This window comes from Stenotrophomonas sp. AG209 (assembly GCF_003550055.1).
Lineage (GTDB): Bacteria > Pseudomonadota > Gammaproteobacteria > Xanthomonadales > Xanthomonadaceae > Stenotrophomonas.
Window position 1 is genome coordinate 123,801 of record NZ_QXDB01000001.1, and the last position, 20,119, is coordinate 143,919.

A 20,119-nucleotide genomic window follows, 5' to 3' on the forward strand; every position below is an offset into this window, starting at 1 on the left:
CGCCCGGTCCGTGCAGCGACCGCCAAGGGGCCGCCGGAACCCGCGCAGTGACCAATGGCGGGGGTGGTGGGACCAATGGAGCCGCTACCCTCAGTCCCTTGAGGCAGGCTGGAGCACCGCAACGACATGGATGCAGCAATGACCCAGGGCCGACCACCGCGCTGGCGCACGTCAGCCCGCCTGCTGGTATGGGCGGCCATCCTGTCCGCTTCAGCGGTGACCAATGCGCTGGTCGAAGTGATGGATGCCGGACGCCGCGGCGCCGATCTCGGCCTGTGGGAGCCGATGATCTGGGAGTTCAGCAGCCTTTGCCTGGTCCTGATGACCCTGCCGTTGCTGTGGTGGGGCTGCGAGCGCTGGCCGCTGCATGCCGATACCTGGAAGCAGCGGTTGCCGCTGTATCTGCTGGCCAGCGTCGGCTGGTCGCTGCTGCACGTGGTGGGGATGATGCTGCTGCGGCACCTGGCCTATGGAGCGCTTGGCTATCGGTACCAGGACGATGCAGGCTGGCTGGAGCGTTTTGCGTACGAATACCTGAAGGATGTACGCACGTTTGCGATGTTCGTGGCACTGGAGCACTTTGCCAGTTGGTTCGGCCGGCGCCGGCAGGGCGAAGCGAGCCTGCTGGCCGAGCCCGACGTCGGCCCGCCGGTGGAACCGGTCGAGCGCCCCCAGCACTTCCTGGTGCGCAAGCTGGGCAAGGAGTTCCTGGTCGCCACTGCGGACGTGGAGTACGCCCAGGCCGCGGGGAACTACGTGAACCTGCGGGTACGCGGCCACGACTACCCGCTGCGGATCACCATGGCGGTACTGGAGCAGCGGCTGGACCCGGGCGTGTTCCTGCGCCCGCACCGCAGCTGGCTGATCCATCGGGGCCAGCTGCGCTCGATCGAGCCGCTGGACGGTGGCGAGGCCCTGCTGCACATGGCCGACGGGGCCAAAGTGCCCTGCAGCCGGCGCCAGCTGCCGCTGCTGCGGCAGGCGCTGGGGGCAGGGTGAGGCCCTCATTCCGGGCACCCGCGGCCTGCGGTATCATTACCAGTCATCTTTTGAATGCATAACCGCCGACATGATCGAACTGAATCCTGTCCGCCAGCGCATCACCGATCTGACCGATCGCGTGCTGTCGCTTCGGGGGTATCTTTGACTACGACGCCAAGAAAGAGCGTCTTGAAGAAGTAACGCGGGAGCTGGAAAGCCCCGACGTCTGGAACAACGCCGAGTACGCCCAGAACCTGGGCCGCGAGCGTTCCAGCCTGGAAAAGACCGTGGGCGGCATCGCCTCGGTGCTCGATGGCCTGAACGACGCCACCGAACTGCTGGAGCTGGCCGAGTCCGAGCAGGATGAGGACACCGCACTGGCCGTGGTCGCCGACCTGGACAAGCACCAGGCCCACGTGGAGAAGCTGGAGTTCCAGCGCATGTTCTCCGGCGAGATGGACAATGCGGCCGCGTTCGTCGACATCCAGGCCGGTGCCGGCGGCACCGAAGCCCAGGACTGGGCCGAGATCCTGCTGCGCATGTACCTGCGCTGGTGCGAGTCGCGCGGCTGGAAGACCGAACTGATGGAAGTGTCCGGTGGCGACGTCGCCGGCATCAAGTCGGCCACGCTGCGCGTGGAAGGCGACTATGCCTATGGTTGGCTGAAGACCGAGACCGGCGTGCACCGCCTGGTGCGCAAGTCGCCGTTCGACTCGGACAACCGCCGCCACACCAGCTTCACTTCGGTGTTCGTGTCGCCGGAGATCGATGACAACATCGACATCACCATCAACCCGGCTGACCTGCGCACCGACGTGTACCGCTCGTCCGGTGCCGGTGGCCAGCACGTCAACAAGACCGAGTCGGCGGTGCGTATCACCCACATCCCGACCAACATCGTCGTGGCCTGCCAGACCGGCCGCAGCCAGCACCAGAACCGCGACAACGCGATGAAGATGCTGGCCGCCAAGCTGTACGAGCTGGAGATCCAGAAGCGCAACGCCGAGAAGGATGCGGTGGAAGCCACCAAGTCCGACATCGGCTGGGGCAGCCAGATCCGCAACTACGTGCTGGACCAGAGCCGTATCAAGGACCTGCGCACCGGCATCGAACGCTCGGACACGCAGAAGGTGCTCGACGGCGACCTGGACGAGTTCGTCGAGGCCAGCCTGAAGGCTGGCCTGGCCGTGGGCTCCAAGCGCGTCGATGCCTGATCGACGCGCCTGCGCGGATAGCATCGCCCTCCGTGATGGAGGGCGATGATGCGCAGCGAAAGTGAACGCAAGGAACTCGGCGGCTTCCTCAAGGCCTGCCGCGCCCGTGTCGACCCCGCCACGCTCGGCCTCCCGGCCGGGCGCCGGCGTACCCCGGGCCTGAAGCGCGAGGAGGTCGCACTGGCGATCGGCGTCAGCGTCAGCTGGTACACGTGGATCGAGCAGGGCCGCGAAGTGCGCGCCTCGCCCGAGGTGCTGGAGCGGCTGGCGCAGGTGCTGCGCATGAGCGACGACGAACGCGCCTACGCGTTCGCGCTGTCCGGCTATGGTGTGCCACTGGAATCACCGGACGAGAGCGTGACCGACGGCCTGCGCCAGTTGGTGGACGCGATGCAGCCGATCCCGGCCTATGTGCGCAACACCCGCTTCGACATCCTGGCCTGGAACCCGGCCATCGCCGATCTGTTCGTGGACTACAGCCAGCTGGCGCCGCATGAGCGCAACACGCTGCGGTTGATGTTCCTGTACCCGCCGTACCGCACGCTGATCCTCAACTGGGAAGAAATGACCCGCGGCCTGCTGGCGGGCTTCCGTGCGGCGATGGCGCAGGCGCCGGACAAGGCCCCGTTCCTGGCACTGGTCGAGGACATCGCGGCGCACAGCGAGGAGTTCCGCCAATGGTGGCCGGAGCACGACGTGCGTCGGTTCGATGAAGGCGCGAAGAAGCTGAACCATCCCACGCGCGGGTTGCTGGACCTGCAGTACGTGGCGTTGGTGCCGGAGAGCCGGCACGACCTGTCACTGGTGACCTACCTGCCGCGTAGGTAGGAGGTTGTTCGGCAGGGCTTGCAGCCCTGCACCTGCAGACGCCGAAGCGACAGCAACAGCAACAGCAACAGCGGACTATCCGAGGGATGGCGGGGTGGTGTGGGTTGGCAGGACACGCCGTAAACCCGTCCATGGGGGCTCGATGGCGCCATCCATGGCGCCAACGGTCCTGCCAACCCACACCACCCCACCTCAGACAGATTTCGCGCGGTTGTTGGTAGGTGTCGACCTTGGTCGACGCATCTGTCAGATATCGAAAGAAATTCCGGGGTCAGATCCGTTTTCCTACGGAAAACGGATCTGACCCCAAGAGTATTTCCGACAGATCGCAGGAAACCGTCGAAGGCGGGGTGGGTCCGGTTGCGGGGGCGTGAGCGCCATGGATGGCGCGACCGAGGCTACATGGATGTAGTCACGCCGTCCCCCGCAACCGGACCCACCCCGCCATCTCGCGGAATGCACGCTGTTGCCGTTGCCTTGGTTTGAAGCCTCTGCGGGTGCAGGGCGCAGCCCTGCCAGGACAACCCACCCATTCAGGCAGGTAAGTGCAGGTCACAGGATAAGCAGACGCCTTGTTGTGCCCGCCCATCGGGTCCACATTCCTGTGCAGGAGACGGGCCGCCGCCCGTTGTCGAGACACCAGGAGACCTGCATGTCCGCTGCCCCCACCACCGCCATTTCCCGCGATCCGGCCACCGGCCTGCAGATCGCCAGCCATCCCTTCGCCACCGATGCCGAACTGGATGCGATCCTCGATCGCGGCCAGGCCGGCTTCGCTGCCTGGAGCGCCAGCAGCCTCGAACAGCGAGCGCAGGTGTTGCGCGCGATGGCGGGCGTACTGCGCCGTGACCGCGACAAGCTGGCTGCGCTGGCCACCGCCGAGATGGGCAAGGTGCAGGCCGAATCGCTGGCCGAGATCGAGAAGTGTGCCGTGCTGTGCGACTGGTACGCCGACCACGGCGCGCAGTTCCTGCGCGACGAACCGACCCAGGTGCCTGATGACAAGGCTTACGTGTCCTACCTGCCGCTCGGCGTCGTGCTGGGCATCATGCCGTGGAATTTCCCGTACTGGCAGGTGATGCGCGCGGCGGTGCCGATCCTGATGGGCGGCAACGGCTTCCTGCTGAAGCCGGCCGAGAACATCGTCGGTACCGCGCAGCTGCTTGATGCCGCCTGGCGTGATGCCGGACTGCCGGATGGCACTTTCATCGCCGCCAACATCAGCCGCGAGGGCACCAGCCGTGCGATCGCCGATGACCGCATCGCCGCCGTCACCCTGACCGGCAGCGTGGCCGCCGGCCGCAGCATTGCCGCCCAGGCCGGCCAGGCGCTGAAAAAGGTGGTGCTGGAACTGGGCGGCTCGGATCCGTTCATCGTGCTGGCCGACGCCGACCTCGATGCGGCCGTCGATGCGGCGGTGGCCTCGCGCTTCCAGAACACCGGGCAGGTCTGCATCGCCGGCAAGCGCATCATCGTTGAAGACGCGGTGTACGACCGCTTCGTGGCGCAGTTCTGCCAGAAGGTGCAGGCGCTGACCATCGGCGATGGTCGTGAAGCGGGCAACCGCATCGGCCCGATGGCGCGCCAGGACCTGCTGGAACAGCTCGACGCGCAGGTACGCGCTTCGGTGGAGGCCGGCGCGCAGCTGCTGGTCGGTGGCCACCAGCTGGATCGCCCGGGCGCGTTCTATGCGCCCACCGTGCTGGCCGGCGTGGAGCCGGGCATGCAGGCCTTCGATACCGAGACCTTCGGGCCGGTGGCCTCGATCAGCCGGGCCCGCGACGCCGACCATGCGGTGGAGCTGGCAAACCAGAGTGAATTCGGCCTCAGCGGCAACCTGTGGACCGGCGACCGCGCGCGGGCCATGCAGCTGGCGCGCCGGTTGCAGACCGGCGGCGTGTTCGTCAACGGCTTCTCCGCCTCGGACCCACGCGTGCCGATCGGCGGCGTGAAGAAGAGCGGCTTCGGCCGCGAGCTCTCGCACTTCGGCATCCGCGAGTTCGTCAACGCGCAGACGGTATGGTTCGACAAGCGTTGACGCGCGGCTCTCATCCTTCCTGCAACGATCCACCATCAGTCCAGCGAAAAGGACGGCATTCCAATGTCCAAGGGTTCAGATCTGCTTGTCGCCGCGCTTGAGAACGAAGGCGTTGAGCGCATTTTCGGTATTCCCGGCGAAGAAAACCTCGACGTGGTCGAGTCACTGCGCCATTCCAGCATCGAGCTGGTCATCACCCGCCACGAGCAGGCAGCGGTGTTCATGGCGGCCACCTATGGGCGCCTGACCGGCAAGCCCGGCGTGTGCCTGGCCACGCTCGGCCCGGGTGCGCTCAACTTCACCACCGGCGCTGCTTACGCGCTGCTGGGTGCGTGGCCGGTGATCATGATCACCGGCCAGAAGGGCATCGTCGCCAGCAAGCAGGCGCGCTTCCAGATTGTCGACATCGTCGGCACGATGAAGCCGCTGACCAAGCAGGCGCGGCAGATCGTCTCGGCGCGCACCATCCCGACCATCGTCCGCGAGGCGTTCCGTGTCGCCCAGGAAGAGCGCCCGGGCCCGGTGTTGCTGGAGCTGCCCGAAGACATCGCGGCCGATGAGGTCGAGGGCGTGGCGCTGATTCCGCCGCACGCGGTGGACCGTCCCATTGCCAGCCCGGAGGCGCTGGACCGGGCGGCGGAGATCATCCGCAATGCCAAGCGGCCGTTGCTGATGATCGCTTCAGCGGCGTCGCGACCGCAGTCCAGCGAAGCGCTGTCGGCCTTTGTGCTGCGCGCCGGCATCCCGTTCTTCACCACGCAGATGGGCAAGGGCGCGGTGGCCGGCGGTTCGGGCCTGTACATGGGCACCGCGGCGCTGACCGAGCGCGACTACGTGCACATGGCGATCGACCAGGCCGACGTGATCGTGACCATCGGCCACGAGGTCACCGAGAAGCCGCCGTTCGTGATGCGCCCGGGTGGGCCGACCGTGATCCACATTGGCTACTCGCAGGCGGCGGTGGAGCAGGTGTACTTCCCGCAGGTGGAGGTGATCGGCGATATCGGCCGTTCGTTGACCCAGCTGGCCGACCGCATCGAGGGTGCGGTGCCGAACGCCGATGCGCTGCTGCCGCTGCGCCCGACCATCCTGGAGCATCTGGCCGATCGTGCCGAGGAGGCCGGCTTCACCCCGCAGCGGCTGGTGCACGACGTGCGCCAGGTGATGCCGCCGGATGGCATCGTGGCGCTGGACAACGGCATGTACAAGATCTGGTTCGCGCGCAACTACCGCACCCAGGTGGCCAATACGCTGCTGCTGGACAATGCGCTGGCGACGATGGGCGCGGGGCTGCCGTCGGCGATCATGGCCTCGATCCTGTATCCGCAGCGGCGGGTGCTTGCGGTGTGTGGCGACGGCGGTTTCATGATGAACAGCCAGGAGCTGGAGACGGCGCGCCGGCTGGGCCTGAACCTGGTGGTGCTGATCCTCAACGACGGTGCCTACGGCATGATCCGCTGGAAGCAGGCGGTGGATGGATTCACCGACTACGGCATGACCTTCAGCAACCCCGATTTCGTGAAGTATGCCGAGGCCTATGGCTGCAAGGGCCACGAGGTGACGGCCATCGAGCAGTTCATCCCGACCCTGGAAGCGGCCTTCAACGAGGGCGGGGTGCATCTGGTGTCGGTGCCGATCGACTACTCGGAGAACCAGCGGGTGCTGGTGGACGAGTTGCGCCAGGCGTTCCCAGGAAACAGGTAAGGCCGGAGCAGGGCCGGCCGATCCGCCCGGTAGGTGTCGACCTTGGTCGACACGCAGAGCGCCAACCAGGGTTGGCGGCTACCGGGCGGCGGGCCGGGGCCGGGGCAGGGCGGTTTTGGTATGCTGGGCAACCGGCTGTGCCGGGCGCAGCATCCCCCCTCACTACACGATTCCCGCAGATCCATGAGCGAAGCTACCGATACCCCCCCCGTCGACGAAAACAAGTTGATCGCCGAGCGCCGTGAGAAACTCAAAGCGCTGCGTGGGCAGGGCATCGCGTACCCGAACGACTTCCGTCGCGAGGACTTCGCCGGCCGCCTGCAGGAAGAATTCGCCGATGCCGGACAGTGGACCGCCGAGGCTCTGGAAGGCAACGGCCGCCAGGTGAAGATGGCGGGCCGCCTGATGGCCAAGCGCATCATGGGCAAGGCCAGCTTCGCGCAGATCCAGGACGAGTCCGGCCGCATCCAGCTGTTCCTGCAGGGCGCGGTGCTGGGCGATGCCTACACCGCCTTCAAGGGCTGGGACGTGGGCGACATCATCGCCGTCGAAGGCGGCCTGACCCGTACCAAGACCGGCGAGCTGTCGGTCAAGGCCGAATCGATCCGCCTGCTGACCAAGTCGCTGCGCCCGCTGCCGGACAAGTGGCACGGCCTGGCCGACGTCGAGCAGCGTTACCGCCAGCGTTACGTCGACCTGATCGTGACCCCGGAGTCGCGCGCGGTGTTCATCAAGCGCTCGAAGATCATCCGCGCCATGCGCGCGTGGCTGGACAACCGCGACTTCCTGGAAGTCGAGACGCCGATGATGCATTACATCCCCGGCGGCGCGGCGGCCAAGCCGTTCACCACCCACCACAATGCGCTGGACCTGGACCTGTACCTGCGCGTGGCGCCGGAGCTGTACCTCAAGCGCCTGACCGTGGGTGGCCTGGAGCGCGTGTACGAGATCAACCGCAACTTCCGCAATGAAGGCGTCAGCACCCGCCACAACCCGGAATTCACCATGATGGAACTGTACGAGGCCTATGCCACGTACAACGAGATCATGGACCTGACCGAAGGCGTGATCCGTGACGTGGCCACGACGGTCAACGGTGGCACCGAGGTGGAGTGGGATGGCGCGAAGATCGACCTGGGCCCGGCGTTCCGCCGCTGGCGCATGGACGAGGCGGTCCGCCACCACAACCCGGAAATCTCCGCCGCCGACTGCACCGACCGTGACGCGCTGCTGCGCCATTGCGAGCGCTTGAAGATCCGCGTCAAGCCGTCTTACGGCTGGGGCAAGCTGCTGCTGGAGATCTTCGAGGCCACCGTCGAGCACACCCTGATCCAGCCGACCTTCATCACCGATCACCCGGTGGAGGTCTCGCCGCTGGCCCGTGCCAACGACAACGATCCGGGCTACACCGACCGCTTCGAGCTGTTCGTCAACGGCAAGGAGCTGGCCAATGGCTTCTCCGAGCTGAATGACCCGGAAGACCAGGCCCAGCGCTTCCAGGCGCAGGTGGCCGCGAAGGAGGGTGGCGACGACGAGGCCATGCACTACGACGCCGACTACATCCGTGCGCTGGAGTACGGCATGGCCCCGACCGGCGGCCTTGGCATCGGCGTCGATCGCCTGGTGATGCTGCTGACCGGCAGCAGTTCGATCCGCGACGTGCTGCTGTTCCCGTACATGCGTCCGGAGCAGTAAGTCGTCTTTTTGACTCCTGATTGTGCGCGCCGTCCCGAAACGGGACGGCGCGATTGACGCCTCCCGCACTCGGCGTATCGTTATTGCACTACCTTGACGCCTGTTGTGGCTTGATCGGCGGCAAGGGGAGTGCACAGTGTGGAGAGCCCGCTTCACAATGTGATGACGATCATGAACCGGGACGCATGACACGGGAGTCAGGCCGATGCAGGGTGCGAGCGTTCGCAGCGGCAGAGTATCCTCGCCTGCTGATGATCCAGCATGGTCGAAAAACCAGGCAGAGTACGCGTTGAACATCGTCATTGTTGACGACCAGACTTCCGCCCGGACGATGCTGCGTCACGTCATCGAGGACATCGCGCCGGAACTGAGCGTGTATGACTTCGGCGATCCGCTGACCGCATTGGCGTGGTGCGAGGCGCATCCGGTCGACCTGCTGCTGCTCGATTACCGCATGCCGGAGATGGACGGGCTGGAATTCGCCCGTCGTTTCCGTCGCCTGCCGAAGCACCGCGACATTCCGGTGATCCTGATCACCGTGGTCGGCGACGAGCCGATCCGGCAGGCCGCGCTGGAAGCGGGTGTCATCGACTTCCTGGTCAAGCCTATCCGCCCGCGCGAACTGCGTGCGCGCTGCTACAACCTGTTGCAGTTGCGCCAGCAGACCGAGAACGTGAAGCAGCGGGCGTTGTCGCTGGAACAGCGCCTGCTGGCCAGCATGCACGAAGTCGAGGAGCGGGAGCGCGAGACGCTGTCGCGGCTGGCGCGTGCGATCGAGTTCCGTGATGCCGGTACCAGCGCCTACCTGGAACGCATGGCACGCGTGGCCGGCCTGATCGCCGACCAGCTCGGGCTGCCCGAAGAGGAAGTGCGGCTGATTGAGATGGCCGCGCCGCTGCACGACATGGGCAAGATCGCCATCCCCGATGCGGTGCTGCTCAAGCAGGGCAAGCTCAACGAGGAGGAGCTGGCGATCATGCGCCGGCACCCGCGCATTGGCCATGAACTGCTGAGTGGTAGCCAGAATCGCTTCATCCAGGTTGGCGCGTTGATCGCACTGCGTCATCATGAGCGCTACGACGGCAGTGGCTATCCCGATGGGCTGGTCGGCGACGCGATTCCGCTGGAAGCGCGCATCGTGGCCGTCGCCGATGTCTTCGACGCCTTGATATCACCCCGTCCGTACAAGGAAGCATGGACCATGGAAGCCACCCTGGCTTATCTCTACGCCCAGCGTGGCCGCCTGTTCGACCCCCGATGCGTGGACGCGCTGCTGCGCGGCCGCGAGCAGCTGGACCAGATCTGCGCCGAGCATTCGATGGCGTCCGCGCGCCCGGGGCTGGGCGCGTGAAACGGCTGTTGTCGCAGCTGCGGCTGCGCCTGTCCCAGCGCCAGGACAGTGAGCACGGCCAGCAGATCGTCCGCATTGTCCTGATCAGCCTGATCCTGGCCTACGTGCTGTTGCCTGCGCCACGCCACGATCTGCCGCACACGCAGTACGTGGGCGTGCTGGCGATCGTGCTGACCGGCCTGAGCCTGTCGCTGCTGCTGTTCGGTTGGCTGCTGTGGCGGCCCGCGCGTTCCGATCCACGCCGCGTGCTGGGCATGCTGGCCGACTACGGCCTGATCGCTGCCGGCATGGTGCAGATGGGCGAGCCGCTGTCTTGGGTCTACATCGTGGTGATGTGGGTGACGGTCGGCAACGGCATGCGCTTTGGCAACCACTATCTGTACGTGGCGGTGGCCATGGCGATGGTGAGCTTCGGTTGCACCGTGCTGCTGACTCCGTACTGGCAGCAGAATTTCCGCCTGGCCATCGGCCTATGGCTCGGCCTGGCCGCGGTGCCGCTGTACTTCTCGACGCTGCTGCGGCAGTTGACCGAGGCGATGGCCGAGGCGCGCCGCGCCAGCGAGGCCAAGAGTCGTTTCCTGGCCAACATGAGCCATGAGTTCCGCACCCCGTTGAACGGTCTCAACGGCATGACCGAAGTGCTGGCGACCACGCGCCTGGACGACGAGCAGCGCGAGTGCCTCAACACCATCCAGGCATCATCGCGCAGCCTGCTGGCGCTGGTGGAGGAAGTGCTGGACATCTCGGCCATCGAAGCCGGCAAGCTGCGCGTGGTGGCCGAAGACTTCGCCGTGACCGATGTGATCCAGGCGATCGGGCTGATCCTGCTGCCGCAGGCCAAGGCCAAGCGACTGGACTACCGGGTGAAGGTCGCCGACGGTGTGCCGCCACGGGTGCGCGGCGATGTCGGGCATCTGCGGCAGATCCTGTTGAATCTGGCCGGCAATGCAGTCAAATTCACCGACCACGGCCGGGTCGAGATCCGTGTCGGCGTCGTCCAGGCGGATACCAATGGCGCGGTGCGGTTGCGCTTCGACATCCTCGATACCGGCATCGGCGTGGCGCCGGCCATGCGCGCGCGGCTGTTCGATGCCTTCGAGCAGGCTGACGTCAGCATGGCGCGCCGCCACGAGGGCACCGGCCTGGGCACGACCATCGCCAAGGGCCTGGTCGAAGCCATGGACGGTGACATCGGCTATCTGGAAAACCCGCCGCGCGGCAGCCACTTCTGGGTCGAGCTGCCGTTCGCGCCGCCGCAGCCGCTGGTGCCGGGTGCGGTGCCGAGCTTGACCGGCGACGAAGACGTCGGGCCGGGCGGCAACGTGATCGCCTTTGCCGATCCGTTCCTGCGCCATCGCGCCCGCGTGCGCAGCATGCAGATCCTGGTGGCCGACGACCATGAGGCCAACCGCATGGTCCTGCAGCGCCTGCTGCAGAAGGCCGGGCACCGCGTGCTGTGCGTGGACGGCGGTGAGGCGGTGCTGGATGCGCTGGCCGACAGCGAGTTCGACGCGGTCATCGTTGATCTGCACATGCCAGGCATGAGCGGGCTGGACATGCTCAAGGAGCTGCGGGTCATGCAGGCCGGTGGCGGTCCGCGCACACCGGTGCTGGTGCTCAGCGCCGATGTCACGCCCGAGGCGATCCAGCGCTGTACCCAGGCCGGTGCGCATGCCTTCCTGGCCAAGCCCGTGGTGGCGGTACGCCTGCTCGATACCCTGGCCGAGATCGCCAACAACGCCCAGTTGAAGACCATGGCCGCGCCGGTGGTTCGACCGATGGCGCTGCAGGATGGGGTGCTCGACAGCAGCGTGCTGGACGAGCTGGCTTCGTTGGGGATGGGCGAGGGCTTCGAACGTGAGTTCATCCGCCAGTGCCTGGAGGATGTGGCGAGCTGCATGGGCAAGGCCGAGCAGGCCGGCGAGGCCACGCAGTGGGATGTGTTCCGCGAACAGTCCCACGCGATCAAGGGCGTGGCCAGCAACCTTGGCCTGATGCGCGCGTCCAACCGCGCCGGCGAGCTGATGCGGATGGCCGACTGGCAGCTCAAGACCGAATGGCGTCCGCGCCTGGACATCCTGCAGGACGCGATCAAGGAAGGCCGGCGTGCGCTGGAGGCACGGGCCGAACGCCGCCTGCGCGGTGCTGCTGATGATGGTGAGGCGCGTTAGGGATTGTTGGTTCGTCGCGCGAGTTCGAGAATCCGCTGTGCCGCTGATTCCGCTGCGCGCAGTATCCAGGCGAGGGAGTTTGATGCGCCCCTTGGCTTCTGATCGGAGTCGGACGGCTGACGTATCGATTCCCGGTGCGTCAGCAGGAGGGTTTGCGGGTGCGGCTGGCGCTGGCCCCTCTTTACGTACCAGCGGATCAAGGTGTGGTTTGGGGCGTCGTACTCGATGCCTTCAACGAAGTCCTCGGACATGCGTGGATAGCGTTCCAGCAAGGGCCCGAGGTGGGTCTTCATCCACGCCAGGAGATCCATGTGGAAGGCGCGCCAGGGCTCTCCATAGCGTGATTCGGCGGTGGTTGCCGAAAGGCCCAGAGCGTTGATGCAGAAGCTGAGCAGGTGGACAGCATCCAGGCTCGGGCATTCGCGGATCTTTGCGAGCATGCGTGCGGCGATGCGCTCCTGGAACTGCCTTCCTGCTGCCGACGCACGAATGGAGTGCGAGAACAGGTGTTCCCAGATGAGCGAGAACTGAATTTTTGTGGTCGAAGCCTGCGGGGCCTTCATCTCTGCGGCTGACTCGATCAGTGAGAACGCCATGGCTTCGATATAGCCGATTGCCGGCTCCCATCGTCCTGTCGATGGAGGCGGCGTCTCCGGAAGCTGGGCGATCAATCTGCCAATGAACTGCAGTTCCTTTTCGACACTTTTGTAGGACTCGCTCCGGAACGTTACGGGCTCCCTGATCTGTGCAAGGTCGGAAGTCTGGCGTTCAATGAAGAAGCGTGCCCAATGCAGTGCGTCGGGAGGTTCCGGCGACGGATTTTCCATCCATGCTGCGTGCGCCAGGGATACCAGGCCGAGATAGGCGTGCCACTGGGGGAGGCTCAGTCTGACTGCAGATCCCTCGCGTGGGGCCAGCAGATATAAGGAGTTGTCGAGTAGCGCGCGGTTGCAGACGAGTGCGGCAGTTGCCGGGTGAGGGAGCGCCTCATCAGCGATGTCATCTGCGGGGAAGTAGTCCTCGTTGTAGAGGAACGACCCATCGAGTCTGATTGCTTCAGCAACCAGATTCTCTGCAAAACGGATAGCGGCGGGATGTGGCCGATAAGTGGATGGGATTTCCCTGAAGAATGCGGGAATGGCGGTTGGGCACTCAACTACGATGGTGCGACAGACGTTCCGATCCTTGAATCGATTGGTGATTCGCTCTGCGCATGCGTGCGCGGATCGTTCGTTGCTGGGCGCTGTTTCCGGTGCATGCAGGTGGCGAGCGATCTCTCCCATGGAGCGACCTAGTTCCTCGACCAGTACTGAAATGTCATCTGGCCTTCCGCGATCGATGATCTTCTGGGCGGCCTCAGAAAAGCGGTTTGCGTTGGCGGCACTGAATCGATTCGATGATGAGAACGCCGCGATTGTCCAGGCGATCAATGTGGCGAAGAACACGGCGGCAAGAGCGGCCTGCCAGGTCTCCGGAGTGAGCAATGATCCGGCGATGACCGGTCGGGACGTGGCGCGCCACCAGTCGGTGAGGAGCGTAAGGCAGCCCACCGAGATCATCGCAATCATCGCGAACTTCTCGACGTGAATTCTCGCGGTTGCGACGCGGAATCGATACCTCACGTCGAATATGGTCCAGACCAGAAGGAGCAACGCCAATCCAGAGAGAAACTCCGGGAAGCCGAAGAGGCGAGGGGCATCACTTCTGAGATGAATCCACTGGATTCCAGAACCGAACAAGCAACTGAACATTGATCCCTTCTTGCAGCCTCGACGGCTCCATTGCCATCAGCGGGATTATCGGTGTTCATCTTGGGTGCTGGATAGGTCCGAGGTTCGTTCTACTGCCGGCCGGTCCAGCTGAAGGTGTTGCACCCCTAAAAAAAGCCCGGTGGCCAACCGGGCTTGAACCCATCCTGGGGGAGGGATGAATCAGGCCGCGTCGAGGCTGGCGCGACGGGTCTGGGCCTTGATCAGGCGATCCATGGTTCGCAGCGAGCGGTCGCCGAGGGCCAGGGCGGAATCGACCCATACCTTGGTGATCTCCAGCAGTTCGTCATAGCTGACAGGCTGGGCAATGCTGCGTGCGGCGTTCATTGCCAGGTAGGACTGTGGGGTGCGCTGCTGCTGGCGGATCAGTTCCTCGACCGCCGCCCGACCTTCGCCCTTCTTCACCAGCACGTCGACCACGCCCATCGCATGCATTTCCTCGGCGCTGTAGACCCGGCCATCGAGGATGATCTTCTCGGCCAGGTGCGGCGATACCCGGCGGCACAGGAAGGAATAGGCGCCCATGCCCGGGAACAGGCCAAACAGCACCTCCGGTAGGCCGAGGCCGCTGCCTTCTTCGGCGACGATGGTGTGGCAGGCCAGCGCCATTTCCAGGCCGCCGCCGAGGGCGTCGCCCTGGATCAGGGCGATCGAACGGACATCGCCGCCGAACCCGGTATGCAGGTGGTGCACGCCCTCCACGCAGCGCTGGGCGTAGTTCAGCAGGAGGTCGCGGTTGCCCTCGCGGATCAGGCGGGTGAACAGGTCCAGGTCACCGCCCAGGTTGTAGGCGACGGCGTCCGAGGCCAGCACGAAATGCCGCAGGGTGCCGCTGTGGCGCTCGGCAGGGCTGCGGGTGATGGCGGCCATGTAGCTCCACATCTCGTCGAGCATGTCCTTGCGGCAGCAGGGACGGATGCCGGTGGCGGCATCGGCATGCATGAACAGCCAGTGGGCAGCGCCGTCGGCACTGTCTTCGGTACGGATGGTGGCAAAAGGCGAGCCGCTTGAGGGCAGCTTTTCGATGGTACTCATGGAAGGGTCCTCGGCATGCGGCCCGCAGTGTCAGGTGGGTGGCCGGCGGGCCGAACGGTCCACACACGCGGCGATGCTACACCGCCTCAGGGGCGTCGCATGCGAAAGGGCCCGGGACGTTTCCGCCCCGGGCCCTGCACTGTCCAGATTGCCGAAAACCCTTACTGGGCGGGCGTATCGCGGAGTTCGCGACGGAGGATCTTGCCGACATTGGTCTTCGGCAGTTCCTTTCGGAATTCAACGATTTTGGGGTGCTTGTAGCCGGTCAGGTTGGCCCGGGCGTGCTCCTTGACCATTTCGGCGGTCAGGTTCGGGTCCTTCTTCACGATGACCACCTTGACCACCTCACCGGACTTCTCGTCCGGCACGCCGACCGCGGCCACTTCCAGCACGCCCGGCATCATCGCGATCACGTCCTCGACTTCATTCGGGTACACGTTGAAGCCGGACACCAGGATCATGTCCTTCTTGCGGTCGACGATGTAGAAGAAGCCCTGTTCGTCCATCTTCGCCATGTCGCCGGTGTGCAGCCAGCCGTCGGTGTCGATGGTCTTGGCGGTTTCCTCCGGGCGCTGCCAATAGCCCTTCATCACCTGCGGGCCCTTGATGCAGAGTTCGCCGACCTCGCCCAGCGGCAGGATGGCGCTGTTGTCGTCCTTGATGCAGGCATCGGTGGAGGGGATCGGCAGTCCGATCGAGCCGTTGTACTCGGTCAGGGTGAGCGGGTTGATGCAGGCTGCCGGCGAGGTTTCGGTCAGGCCGTAGGCCTCGACCAGGGTCACGCCGGTGACCTTCTTCCAGCGCTCGGCCACGGCGCGCTGCACGGCCATGCCGCCGCCCAGGGTGACCTTCAGCGACGAGAAGTCGACCGTGTCGAAACCGGGGGTGTTGAGCAGGCCGTTGAACAGCGTGTTGACGCCGGTGATGGCGGTGAAGCGCACCGACTTGAGCTCCTTGACGAAGCCCTTCATGTCGCGCGGGTTGGTGATCAGGTGGTTGCAGCCACCGAACTTCATGAAGACCAGCCCGTTCGCCGTCAGCGCGAAGATGTGGTACAGCGGCAGGGCGGTGATGATCCACTCCTTGCCCATCTCGATGCCCGACGCACTGATCCAGGCCGAGGCCTGCTGCATGTTGGCGATCAGGTTGCGGTTGGTCAGCATCGCGCCCTTGGCCACGCCGGTGGTGCCGCCGGTGTACTGCAGGAACGCAATGTCGTCGTGGTCGATCTCGACCTTGGGCAGGCTGTGGCGGCTGCCGAGCTTGAGCGCCTGGCGGAAGCGCACCGCGCCCTTGAGATGGTAGTTGGGCACCATCTTCTTGATGTACTTCAGCACGAAGTTGACGATCACGCCCTTGGCGCCGAGCAGGTCGCCCAGGCCGGTGGTGATCACATGCTTGACCGGCGTATCGGCGATGACCTGTTCGACGGTGTCGCCGAAGTTGTCGACCACCACCAGCGCGGTCACGCCGGCATCGACCAGCTGGTGCTTGAGCTCGCGGGCGGTGTACAGCGGGTTGACGTTGACCACGGTCAGGCCGGCGCGCAGCACGCCGAAGGTGGCCACCGGGTACTGCAGGCAGTTGGGCATCATCAGGGCGACGCGGTCACCCTTCTTGAGCTTGAGCTCACCGAGCAGGTAGGCCGCGAACTGTTCGACCAGCGCGTCGGTCTCGCCATAGGTGAGCACCTTGCCGAAGCTGGAGTAGGCGGGACGGTCGCGGAATTTCGCGACGGAAGCGTCGAAGACCGAAGCTACCGAATGGAACTCGTTGACGTCGATCTCGGCGGGAACGCCTTTCGGATAGCTCTGCAGCCAGGGACGATCCAGACTCATATTCCCCCTCCAGGAATCGTGATGTATTAGGTTCCGGCCCTGAGCGTATCGACAATGGCCGGTCATTGCAGCATACCCCGCCGTAGGGAAAACGCGAAGAGGCCCCGAAGGGCCTCTTTGCCTGGTAGTGCCGGCCGCTGGCCGGCATCTGCAGCAACCGCGATGTCGGGCGATGCCGGCCAGCGGCCGGCACTACCGTGGCGCCAAGCAGGCCGCCTGCGTCAGCCCTGCTTGCGCACCGGTGCGCCGTTGGCCTTGTAGTACGCCGCGGTGCTGCGGGCCAGCGGGGTGCGACCGCGGATCACGTCGGCCAGCTTCTCGGCCATCATGATGGTCGGCGCGTTGAGGTTGCCGGTCACCACCTGCGGCATGATCGAGGCATCGACGATGCGCAGGCCTTCCAGCCCGTGCACGCGGCCCTGGCCGTCGACCACGGCCATCGGGTCATCGGCGTGGCCCATCTTGTTCGAGCACGACGGGTGGTAGGCGGTCTCAGCGTGCTCACGGACGAACGCATCGATCTGCGCATCGGTCTGCAGCGCGCTGCCCGGCGAGATCTCGCGGCCGCTGTACGGGGCCAGTGCCGGCTGCGCGAAGATCTCGCGGGTGATGCGGATCGCCGCACGGAACTCGCGCCAGTCCTGGTCGTGCGACATGTAGTTGAACAGGATGCTCGGATGTTCGCGCGGGTCCTTCGAACGCACATGGATGCGGCCGCGGCTGGGCGAGCGCATCGAACCGACGTGCATCTGGAAGCTGTGCGCCTTGATCGGGTTGGAGCCGTTGTAATTGATCGCTACCGGCAGGAAGTGGTACTGCAGGTTCGGCCAGTCGAACTCGGCGTCGCTGCGGATGAAGCCACCGGCCTCGAACTGGTTGCTGGCGCCGATGCCGGTGCCCAGGAACAGCCACTCGGCACCGATCGCCGGCTGGTTGTACAGCTTCAGTGCCGGCGCCAGCGACACCGGCTTCTTGCACTCGTACTGCAGGTACATTTCGAGGTGATCCTGCAGGTTGGCGCCGACGCCCGGCAGATGGTGCACCAGGTCGATGTCCAGGCTGCGCAGCAGGTCGGCCGGGCCCACGCCCGAGCGCTGCAGGATCTGCGGCGAGGCGATGGCGCCGCCGCACAGCAGCACTTCGCGGCGGGCGGTGGCGCGCTGCGGCTGGTCGTTGTGCAGCCATTGCACGCCCACCGCGCGCTTGCCCGAGAACAGGATGCGGTCGGTCAGCGCGTGGGTGACGATGGTCAGGTTCGGGCGCGGCTTGGCCAGGTCCAGGTAGCCGCGAGCGGTGCTGGAACGACGGCCCTTCGGGGTCACCGTGCGGTCCATCGGGCCGAAACCTTCCTGCTGGTAGCCGTTGAGGTCGTCGGTGCGCGGGTAGCCGGCCTGCACGCCGGCTTCGACCATTGCAGCGAACAGCTCGTTGTTGCCGGCCTTCGGCGTGGTCACGCGCAGCGGGCCGTCGCCACCGTGGTAGTCATTGGGGCCGATGTCGCGGGTTTCGGCCTTACGGAAGTACGGCAGGCAATCCAGGTAGGTCCAGTCTTCCAGGCCCGGCATGCTGGCCCAGTTGTCATAGTCCATCGCGTTGCCGCGGATGTAGCACATGCCGTTGATCAGCGACGAGCCGCCCAGGCCCTTGCCGCGGCCGCAGTCCATGCGGCGGTTGTTCATGAAGGGCTCGGGATCGGTCTTGTACGCCCAGTTGTAGCGCTTGCCCTGCAGCGGGAAGGCCAGTGCCGCCGGCATCTGGGTACGGAAGTCGAGCCGGTAGTCCGGGCCACCGGCTTCCAGCAGCAGCACGCTGACATCGGCATCTTCGGTGAGGCGGGTGGCCAGCACGTTGCCGGCCGAACCGGCGCCGATGATGATGTAGTCGTACTCGTTATGGGTGCTCATGGGTGTCTCCTGCAGGCCGGGGCGCGCTGCATGCAGGCGTCCCGGCGGGATGTCGGATCGGCGCGGTGGCCGGACGATGGGGCGTGCTCGCGGCGCGCCGGTCAGAACACGCTGGCGTAGTCGCCCAGCTCGACCTGCACCGACTTGATGCGGGTGTAGTGGCCGAGGGTGGAGATGCCGTTCTCGCGGCCGACGCCGGATTCCTTGTAGCCGCCGACCGGCATTTCGGCCGGTGATTCGCCCCAGGTGTTGATCCAGCAGATGCCGGCTTCCAGGCGGTGGATGATGCGGTGGGCGCGGCTGACGTCCTTGCTGACCACACCGGCGGCGAGGCCGAAGGTGGTGTCGTTGGCACGACGCACCACTTCGTCTTCGTCGTCGTAGGCGAGGATGCTCATCACCGGCCCGAAGATCTCTTCCTTGACGATGGTCATGTCATCGCGGCAGTCGGAGAACACGGTCGGCAGCACGTAGGCGCCGTTGGCCATCGCGCCTTCGGTGGCACGGCCGCCGCCGGTCAGCAGGCGGGCGCCTTCGGCCTTGCCGCTTTCGATGTAGCGCAGCACGTTTTCCATGTGCGGGAAGCTGGTCAGCGGGCCGAAGTTGGTCTCGGCGGCCATCGGGTCGCCGATGCGGATGCGCTTGACGCGCTCGACAACGGCGGCTTCGAACGCGGCCAGCATGCTGCGCGGCACGAACACGCGGGTGCCGTTGGTGCAGACCTGGCCGGAGCTGAAGAAGTTGGCCATCACCGCGATGTCGGCGGCGCGGTCGAGGTCGGCGTCATCACAGATCACCAGCGGCGACTTGCCGCCCAGCTCCATGGTCACTTCCTTCAGCGACGAGGACGCGGCGCTGGCCATCACCTTCTTGCCGGTGGCGACGCCGCCGGTGAAGGAGATCTTCTCGATCACCGGGTGCTCGGTCAGCCACTGGCCGATCTCGCGGCCCGGGCCCTGCACGACGTTGAACACGCCGGCCGGCACACCGGCTTCGGTGTAGATCTCGGCCAGCCGGATCGCGGTCAGCGGGGTCACTTCGGACGGCTTGAACACCATCGCGTTGCCGGCGGCCAGGGCCGGGGCCGACTTCCACATGGCGATCTGGATCGGGTAGTTCCAGGCGCCGATGCCGGCGACCACGCCCAGCGGCTCGCGGCGGGTGTAGAAGAAGCTCGATTCGCGCAGCGGCAGCTGGATGCCTTCGATGGCGGTGGCCAGGCCGGCGTAGTACTCGACCACGTCGGCACCGGTGACGATGTCCACGGTGGTGGTTTCGGCCAGCGCCTTGCCGGTGTCCAGGGTTTCCAGGTGCGCCAGTTCGTCGTTGCGCTCGCGCAGGATCTCGACGGCGCGGCGCAGGATGCGCGAACGTTCCATGGCGGTCATCGCCGCCCACACCTTCTGGCCTTCGGCCGCGCTCTGCACGGCGCGTTCGACGTCCGCCTGGCTGGCGACCTGCACTTCAGCGATCACTTCACCGGTGGCCGGGTTGACGGATTTGAAGGTCTTGCCGCTGGTGGCATCGACCCGCTGGCCGTGGATGTAGAGCTGTTGGACGGGCAGGGTGGTCATGGGGCGTACTCCTTGGA

13 protein-coding genes are annotated in these 20,119 nt (G+C 65.7%); 8 read left to right on the forward strand and 5 right to left on the reverse strand.

Going from position 1 to position 20,119, the window contains the following annotated elements:
• Window positions 1-138: 138 nt before the first annotated feature.
• The 8 genes from DFO63_RS00580 to DFO63_RS00615 all read left to right on the forward strand — a co-directional run bounded on the left by DFO63_RS00580 (window position 139) and on the right by DFO63_RS00615 (window position 11,982).
• Entirely contained in the window at window positions 139-999 is an 861-nt protein-coding gene (locus DFO63_RS00580) for a LytTR family DNA-binding domain-containing protein (protein WP_119006198.1), read from the forward strand.
• A gap of 70 nt (window positions 1,000-1,069) precedes the next feature.
• Window positions 1,070-2,195 (forward strand): peptide chain release factor 2 gene (gene prfB / locus DFO63_RS00585; protein WP_014037064.1). Its coding sequence is split into 2 segments (ribosomal slippage): window positions 1,070-1,144 and window positions 1,146-2,195, totalling 1,125 coding nucleotides; the frame shifts between segments, so codons are not numbered across the junction.
• 45 nt (window positions 2,196-2,240) lie between these two features.
• On the forward strand, window positions 2,241-3,023 hold the full coding sequence (locus DFO63_RS00590) for a helix-turn-helix transcriptional regulator (protein WP_042358681.1): 783 nt from the start codon (window positions 2,241-2,243) through the stop codon (window positions 3,021-3,023).
• 652 nt (window positions 3,024-3,675) lie between these two features.
• The gene (locus DFO63_RS00595; protein ID WP_119006199.1) at window positions 3,676-5,061 is read left to right on the forward strand and encodes an NAD-dependent succinate-semialdehyde dehydrogenase; all 1,386 of its coding nucleotides are present in this window, start codon (window positions 3,676-3,678) and stop codon (window positions 5,059-5,061) included.
• A gap of 63 nt (window positions 5,062-5,124) precedes the next feature.
• A complete protein-coding gene (locus DFO63_RS00600) occupies window positions 5,125-6,765 on the forward strand; it encodes an acetolactate synthase large subunit (protein WP_119006200.1) in 1,641 nt (546 codons plus the stop codon).
• 183 nt (window positions 6,766-6,948) lie between these two features.
• Window positions 6,949-8,460 carry a lysine--tRNA ligase gene (gene lysS, locus DFO63_RS00605; protein ID WP_049443463.1) on the forward strand — a complete coding sequence of 504 codons (1,512 nt, stop codon included), beginning with the start codon at window positions 6,949-6,951 and terminating at the stop codon, window positions 8,458-8,460.
• Window positions 8,461-8,665: 205 nt separating this feature from the next.
• Window positions 8,666-9,811 carry a two-component system response regulator gene (locus tag DFO63_RS00610; RefSeq protein WP_014037069.1) on the forward strand — a complete coding sequence of 382 codons (1,146 nt, stop codon included), beginning with the start codon at window positions 8,666-8,668 and terminating at the stop codon, window positions 9,809-9,811.
• A complete protein-coding gene (locus DFO63_RS00615) occupies window positions 9,808-11,982 on the forward strand; it encodes a response regulator (protein ID WP_119006201.1) in 2,175 nt (724 codons plus the stop codon). Before DFO63_RS00610 ends, DFO63_RS00615 begins: the two co-directional genes overlap by 4 nt.
• Here DFO63_RS00615 and DFO63_RS00620 read toward each other — a convergent pair.
• The 5 genes from DFO63_RS00620 to betB form a co-directional block, all read right to left on the reverse strand.
• Complete coding sequence (locus DFO63_RS00620) at window positions 11,979-13,733, reverse strand: hypothetical protein (RefSeq protein WP_119006202.1); 1,755 nt, start codon at window positions 13,731-13,733, stop codon at window positions 11,979-11,981. The two genes, DFO63_RS00615 and DFO63_RS00620, sit on opposite strands and share 4 nt — an antisense overlap.
• A gap of 180 nt (window positions 13,734-13,913) precedes the next feature.
• Window positions 13,914-14,786 (reverse strand): crotonase/enoyl-CoA hydratase family protein, encoded by an 873-nt coding sequence (locus tag DFO63_RS00625; RefSeq protein ID WP_014037072.1) that lies wholly within the window; start codon window positions 14,784-14,786, stop codon window positions 13,914-13,916.
• 161 nt (window positions 14,787-14,947) lie between these two features.
• The gene (locus tag DFO63_RS00630; protein ID WP_119006203.1) at window positions 14,948-16,624 is read right to left on the reverse strand and encodes a long-chain fatty acid--CoA ligase; all 1,677 of its coding nucleotides are present in this window, start codon (window positions 16,622-16,624) and stop codon (window positions 14,948-14,950) included.
• A 221-nt stretch (window positions 16,625-16,845) separates the two neighbouring features.
• Window positions 16,846-18,528: a choline dehydrogenase gene (betA, locus tag DFO63_RS00635; RefSeq protein ID WP_119006204.1), complete on the reverse strand. Its 1,683-nt coding sequence runs from the start codon at window positions 18,526-18,528 to the stop codon at window positions 16,846-16,848.
• 101 nt (window positions 18,529-18,629) lie between these two features.
• Entirely contained in the window at window positions 18,630-20,102 is a 1,473-nt protein-coding gene (gene betB, locus DFO63_RS00640) for a betaine-aldehyde dehydrogenase (RefSeq protein WP_119006205.1), read from the reverse strand.
• Between the last annotated feature and the right edge of the window lie 17 nt (window positions 20,103-20,119).